Here is a 17,983-nt window from a genome sequence, read left to right as displayed (position 1 = left end):
AATTAGCTTTTCCAATACTTTGAGTGATGCATCACTAAAGAGCTTTAAATGCTGCCCAGCTCACCATCTCGGCGCATTGCCCAGAAAGGACTCCCCCATGACGCATTTTCCAGTCGCCATTATCGGTGCCGGACCGGCCGGTCTCACCCTTGCACACCTGCTGCACCTGCAAGGAATCGAATCAATAGTCTTTGAACAACGCACCCGAAAGGAAGTGGAAGAAACCGTCCGCGCTGGAATTTTGGAACAGGGAACCCTGAACCTCATGCGTGAAACCGGAGTTGGTGCCCGCATGGAAAAGGAAGGTGACCACGATGAAGCCATTGACATTTCCATCAATGGCGAGCGCATTCGTGTTCCTTTAACCGAGCTCACCGGGCATAAAGTAGCCATTTATCCGCAGCATGAATATCTCAAAGATTTTATTGCCAAGCGTTTAGAAGATGGCGGTGAGCTGCTCTTTTCCACGACCGTTTACGCCGTTGAAGGTTTTGACGGCGAGCAAGTCACAGTGGTTTATACCGAGGCAGACGGCAGCTCCACCACCATTACTGCCGATTATGTCATTGCCGCCGACGGCTCCAACTCTCCGTACCGCAAGATCATTACCGATGGCGAAGGTATTCGTGCCCGCCATGAATACCCCTACGCCTGGTTCGGCATTTTGGTGGAAGCTCCCAAAACTCAAAAAGAGCTCATTTATGCCACCCACCCCGAGGGTTTTGCACTGATCTCCACCCGCACGGACACCGTCCAGCGCTACTACCTGCAGTGCGATCCCAATGACACTCCCGAAATGTGGCCTGATGATCGTATTTGGGAGCAGCTGCATCTGCGTGCTGATTCCCCCGGAATCACCGTGTCCGAGGGCAAAATCTTCGACAAAGCGGTGCTGCGATTCCGCTCTGCGGTCACCGACCCCATGCAAAAAGGTCGCCTCTTCCTCGCCGGCGATGCCGCCCACACCGTCCCGCCCACCGGCGCCAAAGGCCTCAACTTGGCGGTGGCTGACGTATCCGTGCTGGCACCAGGTTTGGCGCGCGCAATTAAAAACAAAAACACAACGCTTCTCGACGAGTACACCGCACTGGCTGTCCCCCGAGTCTGGAAGGCGCAGCACTTTTCTTATTGGATGAGTTCGATGCTGCACACCGTCCCCGGTGAAGACCACTTTGCTACCCAACGCCGCTTCGCCGAACTGCGATCTGTTCTTGGTTCCGAAGCTGGCCAACGCTACCTAGCTGAACAATACGTCGGCCGCGATCTACCCCGATTTGAGGTTTAAACCATGTCTACTTCTCTGCATAACTCCCCATCTGTTCAAACAACTTCTAAAAGCGTTTCTATTGTTCTTGCCCTTTTATGGTTTGCCATCGTCCTAGATGGTTTTGACCTTGTCGTTTTGGGTGCGACCATTCCCGCCATGTTGGAAGATACCGCCTGGAATATGAGTGCTGCCCAAGCAACCCAAATTTCTACCACTGGCCTTATCGGCATGACTATTGGTGCACTAACCATTGGTTTTCTTACCGATCGCTTAGGACGCCGGCGGGTAATGCTATTTTCGGTGGCAATCTTCTCGATCTTCACCTTGCTCTTGGCTTTCACCTCAAGCATCCCACTCTTTACCCTCTGGCGTTTCCTCGCTGGTGTTGGTCTTGGTGGCGCTCTTCCAACAGCAATTGCTATGGTGACAGAATTTCGACCAGGCTCCAAAGCAGGATCCGCTTCAACCCGCTTGATGACTGGTTACCACGTCGGAGCAGTTGCAACTGCACTTTTGGGAATGTTCCTCATTGATGCCTTTGGATGGCATTCAATGTTTATCGCAGGCGCTGTCCCCGGCATTATCCTGCTTCCCTTGCTGTTCTTCTTCCTCCCAGAATCCCCACAGTTCCTTAACTCCACTGGCCGTGAAGCTGAAGCTAAGCGTATTGCAGCAGACTATGGTCTTTCCCTCGAAGATAATCTCGACCGCACCCATGCCGCCGAGATTGCTGAATCCTCTTCTCTTTCCTCCCTCTTCAAGCCTTCATTCCGACGCAACACCATCGCCATCTGGGGAACCTCATTTATGGGATTGCTCTTGGTGTACGGTCTCAACACCTGGTTGCCTCAAATCATGCGTCAAGCAGACTACGATATGGGCAATTCCCTAGGCTTCCTCATGGTCCTCAATATTGGAGCAGTCATTGGCCTCTTCGTTGCCGGTAAAGTTGCCGATACGCACTCTCCCCGCAAAACTGCCCTGCTGTGGTTTGTTCTCTCTGCTGTCTTCCTAGCGCTGCTTGCTATTCGAATGCCACTAGTCGGCCTATATGCTGCAGTATTGTTCACCGGTATCTTTGTCTTCAGCTCCCAGGTTCTCGTCTACGCCTTCACTGGTGAAAACCACCCGGCAAAGATGCGCGCTACCGCCATGGGATTCTCCGCAGGTATTGGCCGCTTGGGTGCAATTTCCGGCCCACTGCTGGGTGGCCTGCTGGTCGGCGCAAATATGGCTTACCCTTGGGGTTTCTTCGCCTTTGCTGCCGTCGGAATTATCGGCGCACTGATCTTCTCAACCTCTAAGACCTTGAGAAATCATCAGGGCTGATCCAACACTAAAGCCCCGTGTTTTCCACCTCTTAAGGAAAGCACGGGGCTTAATGTGCGTTTACATGGCGGAAAAGCTCCACATCACGCCGTACTTATCAAATACTTGACCATAGGCCCCGCCCCATGGTGCAGGTGCAAACTTCATGGTTTCTTCGCCACCGGCGGCAACCATTTTGTCGATACGCTCACGAGCTTCCTCTTGGGATTCTGCGTTGTAGAGCATGGAATATGCAGTGTCACGAATTGGGTATTCGCCGTCAATGGAGTCACCTCCAGAGATCAAACCGCCAGGCAGGGTGAGCACGCCATGTGCCAAAGAGTCTGGAGCTGGTTCAAAAGGCATGGCATCCATATTGGTGTCTCCATAGGTGAGCAAATTGAGCTCACCGCCAAAAACATCCTGCCAATGCTTGAGAACTTCTGCGGTAAATCCATTAAAGGTTACGTAGGTGGAAATGGTGCCAGCCATATTTTTACTCCCTGGAATAGTTTGGATTTCCCGCCCCATAGTACAGAATATGACCCTCCTCACAACTTGAATCTTGACGTTGCCAGGCTCCACCATGCAGGATTGGCATAACAATATTATGAGGAGTTCCAATGAGCACTGTAAATGCATTAAATAAGAAGCTTGATCCCAGCACCGGCGTTCCCCTATATCGGCAGATCAAGGAAATCTTGCGTGCCGAAATCTCAAGCGGTGCTGTCGATGCATCAACTCCGATTACCGAGGCTCTCCTCCTCGAGCGCTTTAAAGTCAGTCGAGCCCCAATCCGCCAAGCCCTCAAAGAACTCAGTGATGAAGGCTTTGTCTACAGGAAACAAGGAAAAGGCACCTTCCCGGTTCCTGGTCGTAGGATTGATCGTTCGGCCGATACCCGGGCAGGTAGCCTATTCCAGCAACTTACTGCTCAAGGTCTAGATACCTCCACTACCGTGGCTCAGCTGGAAAGGATAATTCCGCCCAGCCACGTGCAAAAAAGACTCGAGCTCGAGCCCACTGAGACGGTGCTCCACTTTGTCCGCTCCATTTTGGTGGACAATATTCCGCTGACCTATTCCAGCATCTATTTGCGTACCCCTGCGGAATTTATGCCCGCCATTGAGGAACTCGAAAGTGGGATTTCCGCTTTTGAACTGTTTGAACGCGATTATGGGATCAAACTTGAACAATCCGATAATGAGGCTTGGGCAACGGCAGCGACCGCCCAGCAAGCCGAACAATTGCAGGTTGCTGCGGGGAACCCCCTTTTAGCAATTGAAACGGTTTTTATAACTAAGGGTGGTGTGCCCACTGGATTCCGCTTTGCGATTCACCGCTCGGAGGAATTCAAGTATCACTTCACCACCACAAGCCAAGGCATTTAGACAACCAGCATCATTGGAATAATTACGATCTGCTAGATCAAGGTCACCGCAAATGTAGCCGTATATCCCGACATGATGCGGGAGTCGGATGAATGCTCGAGGGCGTATTGCAGCACGGCAGGTTGTCCCAGTAGACCTGCCACGCCACCATTGGCACGGGGCGCAGATTTTCCCATTAACCATGCAAAAAAGAGGAAGGATCCACAACCAGCCACCGAAACTGCCACCGCCAGTGCAATAGCAATGAGGCCTTGCATGGTGAATGCGGAACTTGCAAAGGCCGCGCCTGAGGCCACGCCGACTGCTGCCAGGAATAACATGAGGCCGAATTGACGCAGAGTGTAGTTGGCTGAACGTGGCAGCTGCCAGGCAACCTGACCGGTTCTTTGCAAAGCACCCAAAATCAAAATAGCGATAAGCGGTCCTGCTGCTGCACCGAGCGCAAAGGAAGAGCCGCCAGGCAAAGGAATCTCAATAAGAGTCACGAGGAAACCGATCGCCAAACCACCAGCAGTAGCTACCCAGTCCAACTCAGAAATGGACTGAATGGAGTCACCAAAGTAGGTTGTTAGTTCCTCATGGCGAGAGCCTGGATAGACAACTTCTACAATGTCGCCGTACTCCAAGTAGGACTCATCAGTAGGCAGGAATTCCTCATCGCCGCGTCGGATCTTGGTGATGGTGGCGTTATATAGATCAAAGAGTGGAAGATTGCCCACCTGGTTGCCTGCAATATCGCGGTTACTAATACGGAAACGCTGCAAGGAAACATATTTGTCACGGCCCGGCAAGGTTGGGGTACGTCGACCCATCGCTTTGATCAATTCTGGCAATGCAGCTTTGGTCGCCATGAGCGAGACAATATCGCCTTTTGTACATCGGAGGTATCGCCAACAATGCGGGTGGTGCCTTTTCGACGCACTGTTGCAACCTGGAATTGCTCAGACCACTTGTCTTCCAATTCCGCCATATCCACGTCCTTGGTCACAGAAACGCGAGCACGCACCAAGATCTTTTCATTGGCATTTTCTTGGTCATGCTTAGCGCGCCAAGAGCGTCCGATTGAAAAGGCAACCAGCAAAATGGCCAGTACCACGCTGGTTAGGTAGCCCAGAGAATAACCCACAGCCGGAAGATCTGATCCCGTTTGTTCCTGCGCAAGTGTCAGGGAAGGTGTCGAGGTCAAAGCACCTGAGAACACACCAACAGAAACCTCGCGAGCAATTCCCATTAGACCGCCGGCAACCACTGCCACCACAGCGCCAATGGTGACAGCTGCAACAGAGGCTGCCATCATGCCCATTTGTTGTTTGAGATCTTTAAAGAAGGTCTCGCCTGCTTCCAATCCGACCATATAAACGAAAAGGCCGAGTCCTAAATCTTGGAAAAGCGTCAGAGTCTCGGAGGGTAAATCCGCAAAAGCGCCAAAAGCAAAGCCCACAAAGAGAGCTCCAGCTGCACCAAATCGAATGGGGCCAAAAGGGATGGCTCCAAAAATTGTTCCCAGCGCAATGACCAGAAACAGCGTCAGAAGCGTATTATCTCCAAGTATTTCTGCCATGATATCCAGAATAAAGCAGGTTTTTCTTCGGCGCTAAGGTAGCTTAATCGATCCCAGTGCAACCTTAGTTAGCTGAAGCTCACCTTCTATAAATCCGGCGTATTATTGGAGAAATGAAACATCATTTCGAAATCAAAGTTCCGGGCGGAAAATTGGTGGTCGCGGATGTCACCACCACCGAAGACATTATTAATGACGTCCAAGTTTCGGGAGATTTTTTCCTCGAACCTGATGAAGCATTTTTTGCTATTGGCCAATCCCTTAAAGGCGCATCAACTTCGGATAGCGCTCAAGAATTAGCTGCCAAAATTGATGCCACCCTCGCCAAATTTGACGGCGTCGAATTGCATGGTTTTTCCAGCGCCGATATCGCCCAAGCGGTACGCCGTGCGGTGAGTGGAGCCAAAGACTTCACAGATTTTGAATGGGAAATTCTCGATCCAGGCCCACTCCCCACTCCAGTAAACGTGGCCCTCGATGCGCTCCTGCTCGACCAGGTAGTTAGCGGACAACGTGGCCCAACCATGCGCATTTGGAATTGGAATGACCGCGCTACCGTCATTGGTAGTTACCAGTCCTATGTCAATGAAATTAATCCTGCTGGTGTCGCCGAGCATGAGGTTACCGTGGTACGCCGTATCTCTGGTGGTGGAGCCATGTTTATGGAGGGCGGAAACTGCATTACTTATTCCCTTTATGCTCCAGAATCTCTGGTTGCAGGCCTTAGTTATGAACAGTCCTATGAATATCTGGACCGCTGGGTGCTCGCTGCACTGAAGGCACATGGTGTTGATGCTTGGTATGTTCCCATTAATGACATCACCTCCACCGGTGGCAAAATTGGTGGTGCTGCCCAAAAGCGTCGCAGTGGAGCTGTCCTTCACCATGTGACCATGTCTTATGACATTGATGCGGACATGATGACCCAGGTCTTGCGCATTGGCAAGGTAAAGATCTCTGACAAGGGAACTCGCAGTGCTAAAAAGCGCGTTGATCCACTGCGCCGCCAAACCGGTGCCACCCGCGCTGAGATTATTGAGACCCTCAAGCAGACCTTCGCAACCCGTTACGGTGCACAGGCTGCAGAACTTAGTGAAGCGGACCTAGCAGCAGCCCAGGAATTGGTGGACAAAAAATACGCCACCGAAGCCTGGACCAAGCGCGTCCCTTAAGTCAACGCTCACACCATCACGTTCAAGGAAAATAATGCCCACTGCAGATGAGTTATTGGGAAAAGGCGTTGTCACCGATCTCCACGAGATTCTTGATCACGCCTACCCCGCCGGTGAATTCCCACAACTAGCCGTCGCCAGCCAAAACCTAAAGGGCCTTGCGCTGAGGGAACGCAGCGATCACATTGCCGATGCAATTTTGGCGGATACTCCACAGCAGTGGGCAACTTTCCGCAACATCATCCTAAAAGCCCGCGACGCCGAACCCGGGCTCGATGGTTGGATGGTGTGGCCAATTACCGTTGCCGTAGCCCGGCGCGCCATTGAGGCGGACAACTCACAAGCTTTTGAAGAGGGCCTTGACCTGTTGGCATCCTTAACCTCGCGCCTTAGTGCTGAGTTTGCCCTACGCCTCATGCTGCGCGCTGATGTCACGCGCACTTTAAAAAAGGCCCAAACCTGGGCGCAATCAGCAGATGAACACGTCCGTCGATTAGCCTCGGAAGGCACACGCCCCTATTTGCCTTGGGCCTTGCGTATTCCTCAGTTGCAGGAAAATCATGGGATCACGCTGCCGATTCTGCACGCGCTATATCAAGATGAATCTGAGGATGTGCGCAGATCTGTGGCCAATCATCTCAATGATTTAAGCCGCGATATTCCAGAGGCTGTTGTGGAAACCGTACAAGAATGGTCGCAGTCCTCTACCCCAGAAACCGAGAAACTGGTCAAGCATGCTTTACGCACGCTGATTAAAAAAGGACACCCCGGCGCCTTGGCAGTTTTAGGTTTTAGTAGCCAAGCAGTGGAAATCTCTCGCCTTGAGCTCCACACGCCAAATATCAGCTTCCCAGGAGAACTTGAATTCTCCGCAGAACTGCACAATAAAGGTGCAGACACCGCGCAGGTTGCTATCGATTATGTGGTTTACCACCTCAAAGCTAATGGCACTCGCACCCCGAAAACCTTTAAGCTCACCACCCTCACACTGCAAACCGGGGAAAAGAAGCAGATGCGTCGCAGGCATGCATTCAAGCCAATTAGCACACGTCGTTATTACGATGGCACTCATACTGTCGCTTTACAGGTAAATGGTCAGCAATCCACTGAGCTGCCCTTTGAGCTCAGCGGCGCCTCACCGAGGGCCGAAACGAAGTCAGACCCCAAAGCCGAAATTTAGGAAACACCATGAGCGCTGGACCTATCAAAATCACCCGCCATATTCATGCCTGTGTGGAAATTGAATGTGGAAGCTCCCGGCTCATTATTGATCCAGGTAGCTTCGGCGCCCCGGATCTTCAAGGTGCGACCATCCTCTTTACCCACAATCATCCAGATCACCTCGATCCCACAATCCTGGATCAAAGCATGGACATCTACGCGCCGCGCTCGGTGGCACATGCTTTAGATATTGAAGTCCACATTGTCGATCATGGGCATACCTTCACCGTTGGAGATTTCACTATCGAGGTTGTCGGTTCCAAACATGCGCGCCTGATTCACGCCCAGGGCCTTGGTGAAAACATCGGCTATCTCATCAACGGCCGCGTGCTACACCCAGGCGATGCCTTCCAGCCAATTAAAGCGGTGGAACTAGCACTGCTGCCGGTAAATGGCCCCTGGCTAAAAATGCTCGACATTGAGGATTACCTCAAGAAGTACACCCCAACCAATTTTGCCGGAATTCATGATGGCATCGTCAATGACTACGGTCTGGCCATCAACAAGAAATTCCTCACGCTCCTAGCCAGCGAATATGGCTCCAACTATGTCCCCCTTAAAGTTGGAGAATCCTTCGAAATCTAGAGTCGAATAAGCGCCACACCAGCAATAATCACCAATAGACCCACAATCTGCGGGAGGCGAACAGCGCGCCGGGGGCTACCCAGCAACCCCATTGCGTCGATAAGCAAACTCGCAAGCATCATGCCGAGCAAGGTCACCACCACGGTGACCCCGGTACCGATAAGTGGCCCGAGCAGGGCCATGCTGAAAATAATTGTCGCGCCGAGCACGCCGCCCAGCCACATCCACCAGGGGTTGGGGCCGGCGCCGAGGCCGCGCCAGCGGGTGCGCGTGACCAGGAGCAGCACAAATAGCACTGAGGTGCCCACCGCAAAAGAAATCAGCGCCGCCTCCACCGCCGAGCCCAGCGCCCGCCCCAGCCGGCCGTTGACCGCAACCTGAGACGCCGAGCACATACCCATCACAATCCCCAATCCACGCCATAGCCAGATTGCAGGTCCCTGCCCCGAGGATGCTTCTCGACGTCGCCCGCCGCCGACCACGCCAACCACTGCGAGCGAGCCCAGCATGACTGCCACGGCGCCTAAAAAGCGCACTGCGCTAAGTGGAGTTTGAGGTGAGTTGAATAGGCCGAAGGTATCGATCAACAGCCCCATGATGATTTGGCCACTGATTGGCAAGATGACAGTTTGGACGCTGCCTACGCGGGGAAAGAGCAGGATATTTCCAGTCAGCAGCACCACGCCCAAAGCGCCACCGGTGAAAATCCACCAAGGTTCGCCCGCTGTGGTCGCGAAGTTTGGGATCGGGCTGCCGCTGCTAATCCAGGTGACCACCAGCAAAGACAAGGTGCCGATGAGGAAAGAAATGAAACTAGCTAAGAGCGGTGCGCCAACAGAGGAGCGTAGCCGATTATTAATCGAGGTCTGCACCGGCATCAGTGCTCCGACGCCTACCCCCAAAAGTATAGCTAACACAGTTTTCCGCCCATCATTTTTCGCTTTAACGATTAAGGGATCATTTTAACCCCTTCCCTTTGGGTAGGAATGACTATAAGATGACTGGCTAGTTAAAGTCACTTAGACCTTAAGGGGTGTGGATGTCCGAGTCCGCCGCAATCCGCATGGCCGTCTCCACGGTCATCTTTGCGCTGCGCCCCGGCAGCGACGGCGTCCCCTCCCTCTGGACCCCTTTTGTCCCCCGCACCCGCGATCCTCACCTGGGCAAATGGGCACTGCCCGGAGGTTGGCTGCCACCTGCAGAAGAACTCGAGACAGCAGCAGCACGCACCCTGGCCGAAACCACCGGCCTGCACCCCAGCTATCTGGAGCAGCTTTATACCTTTGGTCAACTGGATCGCTCGCCCACCGGCCGCGTAATTTCCGTAGTCTATTGGGCGCTGGTGCGTGCCGATGAAGTAAGCGCTGCCATTCCCGGCGACAATGTTGAGTGGTTTCCCGCCGATCACCTGCCTGAACTGGCCTTTGATCACAATGAAATCGTCAACTACGCCCTCAAACGCTTGCGTACCAAAGTGGAATATGCCGATATCGCGCATTCTTTCCTGGGCGAGACATTCACCATCTCCCAATTGCGCTCCGTACATGAGGCCGTGCTCGGGCACAAACTTGATGCCGCTAATTTTCGAAGATCCATGGCCACCTCACCTGATCTCATCGATACCGGCGAAGTCCTCGCGGGCACCCCGCACCGACCCCCCAAAATATTCCGCTACAAAAACCCGAAGCAGGCTTAACATGACCTCCACCATTGATCCCTCTGTCAACCACGCCATTCAAAGTGGGGACAGCTGCAATTCCGACCTCAAGCACGGCCCCTGGTTCCTAGACTCCCCCGCAATGCCCAGCACCTACGGCCCCGGGGCGTCGCAAAGCGATCCTATTCCGCTGCATGCCCCGCGCCAGCAGGTGCTGCCGGCCAGCTACCAGCAGCTTAGCGACGAAGAACTGCACCAGAAGATTCGCGACGCCAAAGCTACGCTCGGTGATCGAGTGGTTATTCTGGGCCACTTCTATCAGCGTGATGAGATCATCGCTCATGCCGATTTTGTGGGTGACTCCTTCCAACTCGCGCGCGCTGCTAAAACCCGCCCCGAAGCTGAGGCCATTGTTTTTTGTGGCGTGCACTTTATGGCTGAGACCGCCGATCTTCTCTCCTCCCCCGAACAGGCCGTGATTTTGCCTAATCTGGCAGCCGGTTGCTCCATGGCGGATATGGCTGATCTTGATTCTGTCGAGGATTGCTGGGAGCAACTCACGGAAATTTACGGCGATGAAGTGCTCATTCCCGTCACCTATATGAACTCCTCGGCAGCGCTCAAGGGCTTTGTCGGTGAACACGGTGGCATTGTGTGTACCTCCTCCAATGCCCGCGCGGTGCTGGAATGGGCTTTTGAACGCGGTCAGCGAGTGCTCTTCTTCCCCGACCAGCACCTGGGCCGCAACACGGCAAAAGCCATGGGCATCGGGCTGGACCAAATGCCACTTTGGAACCCCAATAAGCCCTTGGGTGGCAATACCGTGGAAGCACTAAAGGAGGCGAAAGTCCTGCTCTGGCATGGTTTTTGCTCGGTCCACAAGCGCTTTAATGTGGCTCAGATTGAAAAGGCGCGCGCTGAATTCCCCGACGTGCACGTAATTGTGCACCCAGAATCACCCATGGAAGTTGTCGACGCCGCCGATTCCGCTGGATCCACCGACTTCATTGTCAAGGCGATCCAAGCAGCTCCTGCCGGCAGTACCTTCGCCGTGGGAACTGAAATCAACTTAGTCCAGCGCCTGGCAGCACAATATCCCCAGCACAAAATCTTCTGCCTCGATCCAGTCATCTGCCCTTGCTCCACCATGTACCGCATTCACCCCGGCTATTTGGCCTGGGTACTAGAGGAATTAGTAGCAGGAAATATCATCAACCAGATCACCGTCGATACCGCCACTGCCGATCCTGCCCGCATTGCGCTGGAAAGAATGCTGGCCGTAGTTCCCCTAGCGAATGGCAATACCAAATGATGCACGCCCATATCACTGCTCTCGTTAGCGCCGCCTTGGCCGAAGATGCCCCCTGGGGCGATATCACCTCCGAAAACCTGGTCCCCGCAAGTGCTGGCCTGAGCGCACAATTAGTGGCCCGCGAGCCTGGCGTTTTTAGTGGCGTTGACCTGTTGCGCACCGCCTTCGAGCTGGTTGATCCTTCCCTCGAGGTGGAGCTTTACACTGAGGATGGCGCGCGCTTTGCTGCCGGCGAAACCCTTGCTGCAATTCACGGCAGTGCCCGCGCCATTTTGCGAGCCGAGCGCATCGCCCTAAATTTTGTCCAGCGGACCTCTGCGATTGCCACCACCACCAGCCGTTACGTAGACGCCATCGCAGGCACCAAGGCACGCATTGTGGACACCCGCAAAACCACCCCTGGCCTGCGCCTTATTGAGCGCCAGGCAGTGCGCAACGGCGGTGGTTTCAACCACCGCACCACGCTTTCCGACGCCGTCATGGTGAAGGATAATCACTTGGCAAGCCTGCTCGCTGCAGGAATCGGAGTCACCGAAGCGCTAATCCAACTGCGCCAAAAATTACCTCATACCACCCATATCGAGGTCGAGGTTGATCGCTTGGACCAAATCGACGCAGTGCTCGAAGCGGGTGTGGATACCATCATGTTGGATAATTTCTCCCTTGCTGACCTGGAAAAAGGCGTGGCTCACATAGGTGGACGGGCCTTGGTAGAGGCTTCCGGCGGAGTTAACTTAGATACTGTGGCAGCAATCGCGGCCACTGGTGTGGACATTATTTCCGTCGGTGCGCTCACCCACTCGATTAAGGCCTTGGACCTGGGGCTGGATGTTGTATAAATGCTCTATTTAGATAATGCTGCCACCACGGGGGTTCGTCGAGAAGCACTTGAGGCGATGTGGCCCTACCTGACCGGCACCTTTGGCAACCCCTCCAGCCCCCATGCCTTTGGCGTGGCTGCTGCCGCGGGGCTCAAAGGCGCGCGGGAAACCATTGCGCGGGCGATGGGTAAACGGGCCTCGCAAATTACCTTTACCGCGGGCGGTACCGAGGCCGATAACCTGGCGATTAAGGGCATTGCGCTGGCGAATCCCCGGGGTCGACACATTATCAGCACGCCTTTGGAGCATGATGCAGTACTGGAATCCTTGGACTATTTACGTCGTTTCCATGGTTTTGAGATCAGCATGCTTACCCCTGATACTTATGGACAAGTTAGTGCAGCAGAGCTAAAAGAGCTCAGCCGTGAGGACACCACTTTGGTCAGCGTGCACTATGGAAATAATGAGATCGGCACCATTCAGCCCATTGCCGAGCTCGCCCGAGCAACTTCAGCACCATTCCATGTGGATGCCGTTCAAGCTACACATCTTCCCCTTGACCTGGATGTTTCTGCCATTTCTATTTCCGGTCACAAGGTGGGAGCGCCCAAAGGAATCGGCGCGCTCTGGTGTAAAGCTCCTTTGGAACCTGTGATTCACGGAGGGGGCCAAGAAAAAGGTCGACGCAGTGGCACTGAAAATGTTGCCGGAGCTGTCGCCTTTGCCACCGCCTTAAGCTTGGCAAGGGAAGAGCAGATGCCGGACCTTTCAGGTTTTATCGCTGCCGCTTTGGAAATCGAGGGCGCCCAGCTCACAGGCCATCCCAATATGCGACTTCCGGGGCATGCTTCCTTTGTTTTTGCAGGCACCGGCGCCGAAACTGTGCTTTTGGAATTGGAGCGCCGCGGCGTTATCTGTTCACCCGGCAGTGCCTGCGGTTCCGGAGAGGTTTCCCACGTGTTGCTTTCCCTCGGATTTGCCGAAGATTTAGCACGAACCTCTGTGCGTTTTACTTTTTCTGCTTCTCATTCCGCTACAGATGTGGACTTTGTGGCGAGAGCGCTTCGGGATTCAGTAGAGGCAGTAAGAAATAGCTTTACTTAGGGGCTCGCGGTGCTACGGTGAGTGCCCCAGCACTAAAAAATAGGCCTGGCGAGCGCTGCCGGACCTATAAATAGAAAAAGTGTGCCTAATCCTACAAAAATTAGCCGGAGGTTAGTTTTTTGTAGATTCTGGGACGAAAAAGCATCCATTTTTGTGCCAGATCCTACAAGATGGAGCCTCTCCCCCACCTGCTTGTAGGTTCTGGCACACTCCTTGAATAAAACTCCCCCGGCTCCTAAAATCGCATGCCACAATTTCGCGTTTTAAGGCGTTTTCTGCAAAAGCCCTAAGCGCTTACAAGTAGCTATTTATGCTACTGACGAAAATCCTTGTTTAGCGCGCGGGGTCCGAGCGTGGGTCGCAAGGTAGAAGATCGCAGCAATGACCACGACGCCGGCAAGGATGAGGTACATCTGGGTAAATCCAGTTGCGCCGAGAATGACACCCAGGATAATTGGGCCAACGCCGAAGCCAAGATCCACGCAGAGGAAAAGGGTGGAGAAGGCGGAGCCAAATTGGGTCCTATCCACTACCCCAACGGCAATGGATTGTGCAGCTGGCATTAAGGATCCAAAGCCTAGACCTGCGAGAACGCCGGCGACAACCACTTGCCAGTTCTGGTGAGAGAATGCGAGCAGTACCAAGGAGAGGGCGAAGAATACCAATCCGAAGAATACAACAATGTTATCGCCGCGGCGGTCTTGCAGTTTACCCAGGTAAGAGCGCATAAGCAGCATCGCGATGGCATAGGCAATGAAGAAGAGGCCAGCGCCACTAATGACATCGCGTTCTTCGCCATAGGCATTGAGGTAGGAAATCACACCGGAGTAGGCAAAGGCCACAAGCAGCATAAAGATCGCGATGGGTACAACTGCAGGATTGATCACACTGGAGAAGCTAAAAGGCACCTTTGGCGCAGAGGCAGCTGGGTCGGAGGTCTTCAAATAGGTGAAGATCGCTGCACCAAGGCCAATGATGGAAACAACCATCACAACGCCAAAGAGCGTGGTGTAGTCGAAGGAACCCAGCACAAAAAGCGCCATGGCAGGTCCGATAGCTGCGGAAACAGTGGTGCCAAGGGCTAGGTAGCCAGTTCCCTCAGAGCGCCTGGAAGGAGGAATAATCTCCTGCACCATGGCCATGATGGCGGTGCCAGCAAAGGCATAAGCAATACCGTGGATAAGGCGTACGGCAATGAGCAGGTTCAGAGAGTCGGCGAAGAAGTACAGGGCACAGGCAATGGTTGTTGCCACTACGCCGAGGAGCATAATGCGTCGACGGCCGACGCGGTCAATAATGTAGCCCGAAAACACCCTGGCAATCACAGCTCCGATAACAAAGGAACTGGATGCGAGGCCACCCATCGTTTCAGAGGCCTGGAATTCCTTGATGGCATAAAGCGCCATGGTGGTGACCAGGAAATAGAAGACCAAAAATTGCAGAAAGTTTGCGATCCAACCCATGCAAAAGGTTGGACTTAGAAGCTTTGCTTCATCCATATTTTTCCCTATTCAAAAATGCAGCATAAATGAAATTGCATGATGCAATTAGTTCGCTTCACAGGCTATCAGATCAATTGCATTATGCAACTTGCCTGCTAGTATCGATTTATATCGATTGCTGCTAGGAGTGAAGATTTTGTCAAAGGGCTACACCATTTATGAAGATCTGGCGTATGAGTACATGCTCATCACCCGCTTCAGCGTCCAGGACCTCCCCACCTACGGCCGCGAAGCAATCATGGACCGCAGCGCACTGGTCCTGCTCGCCCGTCTCGAAGCCCAAGGCCCAATGTCCGTCAATGAACTTGCTGAGGCCTTTGGACTTAATTCCTCAACGGTGCACCGCCAGGTCAAGGCCGCCATGGGCCACGGCCTCATTGAGCTTGTCGACGACGTCCCCGGCGCCTCAGCAAAACTCCACCGTCCTACCGCTGAAGGTTTGGAAAAGCTGCATGCGGAACTAGCCGCACGCAGCGAGGGACATGCAAAGGTGATCGCGGATTGGCCAGAGGAAGAGATCAAAACCTATGTTCGCCTGCTTAAAAAATACAATGAAAGCCTCGAGGAGAAACTCGGGCAACCCTGGCCACGGATTTAGAAGGAATTAAGCCTTCTTCACCACGCTGGATTTGAGACGCAAATGCCCAAATCCTGGCACCTTGGCTTCAATATCGTGACCATCCACGGGCTCTTCAAGCAGGTGAATGCCGGTGACTTTGGTGCCAATTTTAATAGCTCCGCCACCCTTCACCTTGAGGCTTTTGACAATAGAAACACGATCGCCTTCCTGCAGGATATTGCCCACTGCATCTTTGATAACTGCAGCTGGGGTGGCATCATCGGCAGTTTCTACCCACTCGTGTGCGCACATGGGGCATACGAGTAGATCGCCTTCTTCATAGGTATATTCACCGGCACATTCAGGGCACGGTGGCAATTGTTGCGACATAAGTAGCAAATTCTACCTTGCACAGTGTTAACCTGCGGGTTATGTCAAAAAATAATCCAGCATCTCCCATCACCGCCCACCGTACCGCAGCAGATGAGTACACCATCACCAATAACACCGGAGCTCAGCTTCGTGTTGCTCCGCCCGGCACTCCCAATGCCTTCTCCCCTGGCGAGCTGTTGGAAGCAGCACTCGCCGGTTGTGCAGCTCTGGCAGCAGAAGCTCAGTTGGCGCACTCGCTGGGCACAGACTTTGATGCCGAGGCGAGCGTGCGCGCGACTATCCGCGAGGGATTGATTGCAGAGCTGATCTTTGAGCTGCAGGTTGATTTTGGGGAGCTGGATGCGGCAAAGCAAGAAAAACTTAAGGAAAGCGCGCTGCGGAAGATCGACAAGCTCTGCGCGGTGAAAAATTCCCTCAAACCCGGAATCCCTGTCCGCACAGAATTACTCGGCGATTAAAGCTCTTGAACTTGACCTGCCTCCACATGCCAGCGTCGATTAGTGTTGACGGCGCTGAGCATCCGGCGATCGTGCGTAACCAGCAACAGCGCGCCATCATAGGTCTCTAGCGCCTGCTCCAGCTGCTCGATGGCCTCCAGGTCGAGGTGGTTGGTGGGCTCATCCAGCACCAAAACATTCACCCCGCGGATTTGCAGCAGGGCGAGCCCGGCGCGCGTGCGCTCACCGGGAGAAAGCTTGTCGACGTCTCGATCCACATGGTTTGCATTAAGACCGAACTTCGCCAACAAGGTGCGGACTTCACTAAGCGGCAGCTCAGGGACCTGATCTTCAAAGGCCTCCATCAGCGGTTTATGTGGATCAAGGACGCCTCGGGCCTGATCAATTTCACCGATCTGCACGCTGGTACCCATGGTGGCGGAACCACTGGTTGGTGCTTGTTTGCCGAGTAATCCCCGCAAAAGGGTGGATTTACCTGCGCCATTAGGGCCCGTAATTCCAATGCGATCGCCGGCATTTACTTGCACTGACACCGGCCCCAGAGTGAAATCGCCCTGCTCAAAGGTGGCGTTGTTGAGGGTGGCCACTACCGAACTGGAGCGCGGTGCCTGCCCCACCGAGAACTGCAATTTCCATTCTTTGCGAGGTTCCTCAACTTCTTCTAGTCGAGCAATGCGGCTTTCCATTTGGCGAACTTTTTGAGCCTGCTTTTCACTTGATTCACTGGCTGCATTGCGACGCAGTTTGTCATTGTCGGGCGCCTTTTTGATGGCATTGCGCACACCTTGGCTGGACCATTCGCGTTGCACGCGCGCACGAGAGACGAGGTCTTGCTTTTTGCCAGCAAATTCTTCATATTGTTCGCGGGCATGTTCGCGAAGGACTGCGCGTTCTTCCAGGTAGGCCTCATATCCACCGCCATAAACATGGGTGGAATTTTGGTGGAGGTCAAGCTCGACAATCTTGGTGACACAGCGTGCCAGGAATTCGCGGTCATGGCTGACTAACACCACTCCCCCGCGCAGGCCTTGGACAAATTTCTCCAAACGCTCTAATCCATCAAGGTCAAGATCGTTGGTGGGTTCGTCGAGAAGCACAATATCAAAGCGGGACAGCAGCAAAGCTGCCAAACCGACGCGCGCTGCCTGACCGCCGGAGAGACCTTCCATGGGAGTGGAAATCGGCAGCTCAAAGCCTAGTTCCGCGAGAACCACGGGAATGCGGTCTTCCAAATCGGGGGCGCCACTGGCCATCCAACGGTCCAGAGCTAGAGAATAGGTATCGGCAAGCTCAGCGTCTTCGGGGTTTTCGCCATAAGCAGCTGCGGATTCATCCATCGCGGTAGTGGCTGCAGCACAGCCGGTTCGACGCGCAATATAGTCTGCGATGGTCTCACCAGGGGTGCGTTCATGCTCCTGTGGCAACCAGCCCACAAAGGCATCTGCTGGGGAAAGGGTTAGGCTTCCGGCCAGGGGCTTTTCTACCCCAGCCAGGATTTTCAGGAAGGTTGATTTTCCAGCGCCGTTAACTCCCACAACCCCGATGACATCACCTGCTGCGACTGTGAGGTTGAGGTTGTCAAATAGAGTGCGGTGTCCATAGCCACCAGCAAGGTCATGCACCACGAGGGTTTCGTTCATGGCTCTATTGTGTCATTGCTGGGGCTGGTCGT

Annotated in this window: 19 protein-coding genes; 12 read left to right on the top strand and 7 right to left on the bottom strand. The window is 53.8% G+C overall.

What is annotated here, in order from left to right; translation table 11 throughout:
- Window positions 1-97: 97 nt before the first annotated feature.
- Together SFC07_RS09720 and SFC07_RS09715 are read left to right on the top strand one after the other, a co-directional pair.
- Window positions 98-1,285 carry a 4-hydroxybenzoate 3-monooxygenase gene (locus tag SFC07_RS09720; protein ID WP_411208056.1) on the top strand — a complete coding sequence of 396 codons (1,188 nt, stop codon included), beginning with the start codon at window positions 98-100 and terminating at the stop codon, window positions 1,283-1,285.
- A 3-nt stretch (window positions 1,286-1,288) separates the two neighbouring features.
- Window positions 1,289-2,596, top strand: a complete 1,308-nt coding sequence (locus SFC07_RS09715) for an MFS transporter (protein WP_411208055.1) — start codon at window positions 1,289-1,291, stop codon at window positions 2,594-2,596.
- Between the two features lie 60 nt (window positions 2,597-2,656).
- On the opposite strand, the gene SFC07_RS09710 is transcribed toward SFC07_RS09715, so the two are convergent.
- Entirely contained in the window at window positions 2,657-3,067 is a 411-nt protein-coding gene (locus SFC07_RS09710; RefSeq protein WP_411208054.1) for a VOC family protein, read from the bottom strand.
- A 131-nt stretch (window positions 3,068-3,198) separates the two neighbouring features.
- On the opposite strand from SFC07_RS09710, the gene SFC07_RS09705 reads away from it, so the two are divergent.
- Entirely contained in the window at window positions 3,199-3,966 is a 768-nt protein-coding gene (locus SFC07_RS09705; protein ID WP_411208053.1) for a GntR family transcriptional regulator, read from the top strand.
- Window positions 3,967-3,998: 32 nt separating this feature from the next.
- Here SFC07_RS09705 and SFC07_RS09700 read toward each other — a convergent pair whose 3' ends face one another.
- Both SFC07_RS09700 and SFC07_RS09695 read right to left on the bottom strand, forming a co-directional pair.
- Window positions 3,999-4,817, bottom strand: coding sequence for a hypothetical protein (locus SFC07_RS09700; RefSeq protein ID WP_411208052.1), 819 nt, complete (start codon window positions 4,815-4,817; stop codon window positions 3,999-4,001).
- Window positions 4,787-5,527 carry a hypothetical protein gene (locus SFC07_RS09695; protein WP_411208051.1) on the bottom strand — a complete coding sequence of 247 codons (741 nt, stop codon included), beginning with the start codon at window positions 5,525-5,527 and terminating at the stop codon, window positions 4,787-4,789. The genes SFC07_RS09700 and SFC07_RS09695 overlap by 31 nt, the downstream gene beginning before the upstream one ends.
- Window positions 5,528-5,640: 113 nt before the next feature.
- Here SFC07_RS09695 and SFC07_RS09690 point away from each other — a divergent pair, with 113 nt between their 5' ends.
- The 3 genes from SFC07_RS09690 to SFC07_RS09680 are packed head-to-tail and all read left to right on the top strand — an operon-like array spanning window position 5,641 to window position 8,505.
- A complete protein-coding gene (locus SFC07_RS09690) occupies window positions 5,641-6,699 on the top strand; it encodes a biotin/lipoate A/B protein ligase family protein (RefSeq protein ID WP_411208050.1) in 1,059 nt (352 codons plus the stop codon).
- Between the two features lie 34 nt (window positions 6,700-6,733).
- Window positions 6,734-7,879 carry a DNA alkylation repair protein gene (locus tag SFC07_RS09685; RefSeq protein WP_411208049.1) on the top strand — a complete coding sequence of 382 codons (1,146 nt, stop codon included), beginning with the start codon at window positions 6,734-6,736 and terminating at the stop codon, window positions 7,877-7,879.
- A gap of 8 nt (window positions 7,880-7,887) precedes the next feature.
- On the top strand, window positions 7,888-8,505 hold the full coding sequence (locus SFC07_RS09680) for an MBL fold metallo-hydrolase (RefSeq protein WP_411208048.1): 618 nt from the start codon (window positions 7,888-7,890) through the stop codon (window positions 8,503-8,505).
- Here SFC07_RS09680 and SFC07_RS09675 read toward each other — a convergent pair.
- A complete protein-coding gene (locus SFC07_RS09675) occupies window positions 8,502-9,422 on the bottom strand; it encodes a DMT family transporter (protein ID WP_411208047.1) in 921 nt (306 codons plus the stop codon). The genes SFC07_RS09680 and SFC07_RS09675 overlap by 4 nt on opposite strands.
- Window positions 9,423-9,544: 122 nt before the next feature.
- Here SFC07_RS09675 and SFC07_RS09670 point away from each other — a divergent pair, with 122 nt between their 5' ends.
- From SFC07_RS09670 to SFC07_RS09655, 4 genes are read left to right on the top strand one after another with little or no spacing between them, the layout of a single operon-like run.
- Window positions 9,545-10,201, top strand: coding sequence for an NUDIX hydrolase (locus SFC07_RS09670; protein WP_411208046.1), 657 nt, complete (start codon window positions 9,545-9,547; stop codon window positions 10,199-10,201).
- 1 nt (window position 10,202) lies between these two features.
- Entirely contained in the window at window positions 10,203-11,474 is a 1,272-nt protein-coding gene (gene nadA, locus SFC07_RS09665) for a quinolinate synthase NadA (protein WP_411208045.1), read from the top strand.
- Window positions 11,474-12,313: a carboxylating nicotinate-nucleotide diphosphorylase gene (gene nadC / locus SFC07_RS09660; RefSeq protein WP_411208147.1), complete on the top strand. Its 840-nt coding sequence runs from the start codon at window positions 11,474-11,476 to the stop codon at window positions 12,311-12,313. The genes nadA and nadC overlap by 1 nt, the downstream gene beginning before the upstream one ends.
- Entirely contained in the window at window positions 12,314-13,399 is a 1,086-nt protein-coding gene (locus SFC07_RS09655) for a cysteine desulfurase family protein (protein WP_411208044.1), read from the top strand.
- 308 nt (window positions 13,400-13,707) lie between these two features.
- Here SFC07_RS09655 and SFC07_RS09650 read toward each other — a convergent pair whose 3' ends face one another.
- Window positions 13,708-14,898, bottom strand: a complete 1,191-nt coding sequence (locus SFC07_RS09650; protein WP_411208042.1) for an MFS transporter — start codon at window positions 14,896-14,898, stop codon at window positions 13,708-13,710.
- A 130-nt stretch (window positions 14,899-15,028) separates the two neighbouring features.
- Between SFC07_RS09650 and SFC07_RS09645 the strand changes: the two genes are divergently transcribed.
- The gene (locus SFC07_RS09645; protein WP_411208041.1) at window positions 15,029-15,499 is read left to right on the top strand and encodes a MarR family winged helix-turn-helix transcriptional regulator; all 471 of its coding nucleotides are present in this window, start codon (window positions 15,029-15,031) and stop codon (window positions 15,497-15,499) included.
- Between the two features lie 6 nt (window positions 15,500-15,505).
- On the opposite strand, the gene SFC07_RS09640 is transcribed toward SFC07_RS09645, so the two are convergent.
- Window positions 15,506-15,850, bottom strand: coding sequence for a zinc ribbon domain-containing protein YjdM (locus SFC07_RS09640; protein ID WP_411208040.1), 345 nt, complete (start codon window positions 15,848-15,850; stop codon window positions 15,506-15,508).
- Window positions 15,851-15,891: 41 nt separating this feature from the next.
- Between SFC07_RS09640 and SFC07_RS09635 the strand changes: the two genes are divergently transcribed.
- The gene (locus SFC07_RS09635; protein WP_411208039.1) at window positions 15,892-16,311 is read left to right on the top strand and encodes an OsmC family protein; all 420 of its coding nucleotides are present in this window, start codon (window positions 15,892-15,894) and stop codon (window positions 16,309-16,311) included.
- Here the strand turns inward: SFC07_RS09635 and abc-f are convergent.
- Window positions 16,308-17,951: a ribosomal protection-like ABC-F family protein gene (gene abc-f / locus SFC07_RS09630; protein WP_411208038.1), complete on the bottom strand. Its 1,644-nt coding sequence runs from the start codon at window positions 17,949-17,951 to the stop codon at window positions 16,308-16,310. The genes SFC07_RS09635 and abc-f overlap by 4 nt on opposite strands.
- Between the last annotated feature and the right edge of the window lie 32 nt (window positions 17,952-17,983).

Origin of the sequence: Corynebacterium callunae (genome assembly GCF_046592015.1) — a bacterium.
Classification (GTDB): Bacteria; Actinomycetota; Actinomycetes; order Mycobacteriales; family Mycobacteriaceae; genus Corynebacterium; species Corynebacterium callunae_A.
The sequence above is the reverse complement of the archived record's forward strand: the minus strand, read 5'-3'. Positions and strand labels throughout refer to the sequence as shown.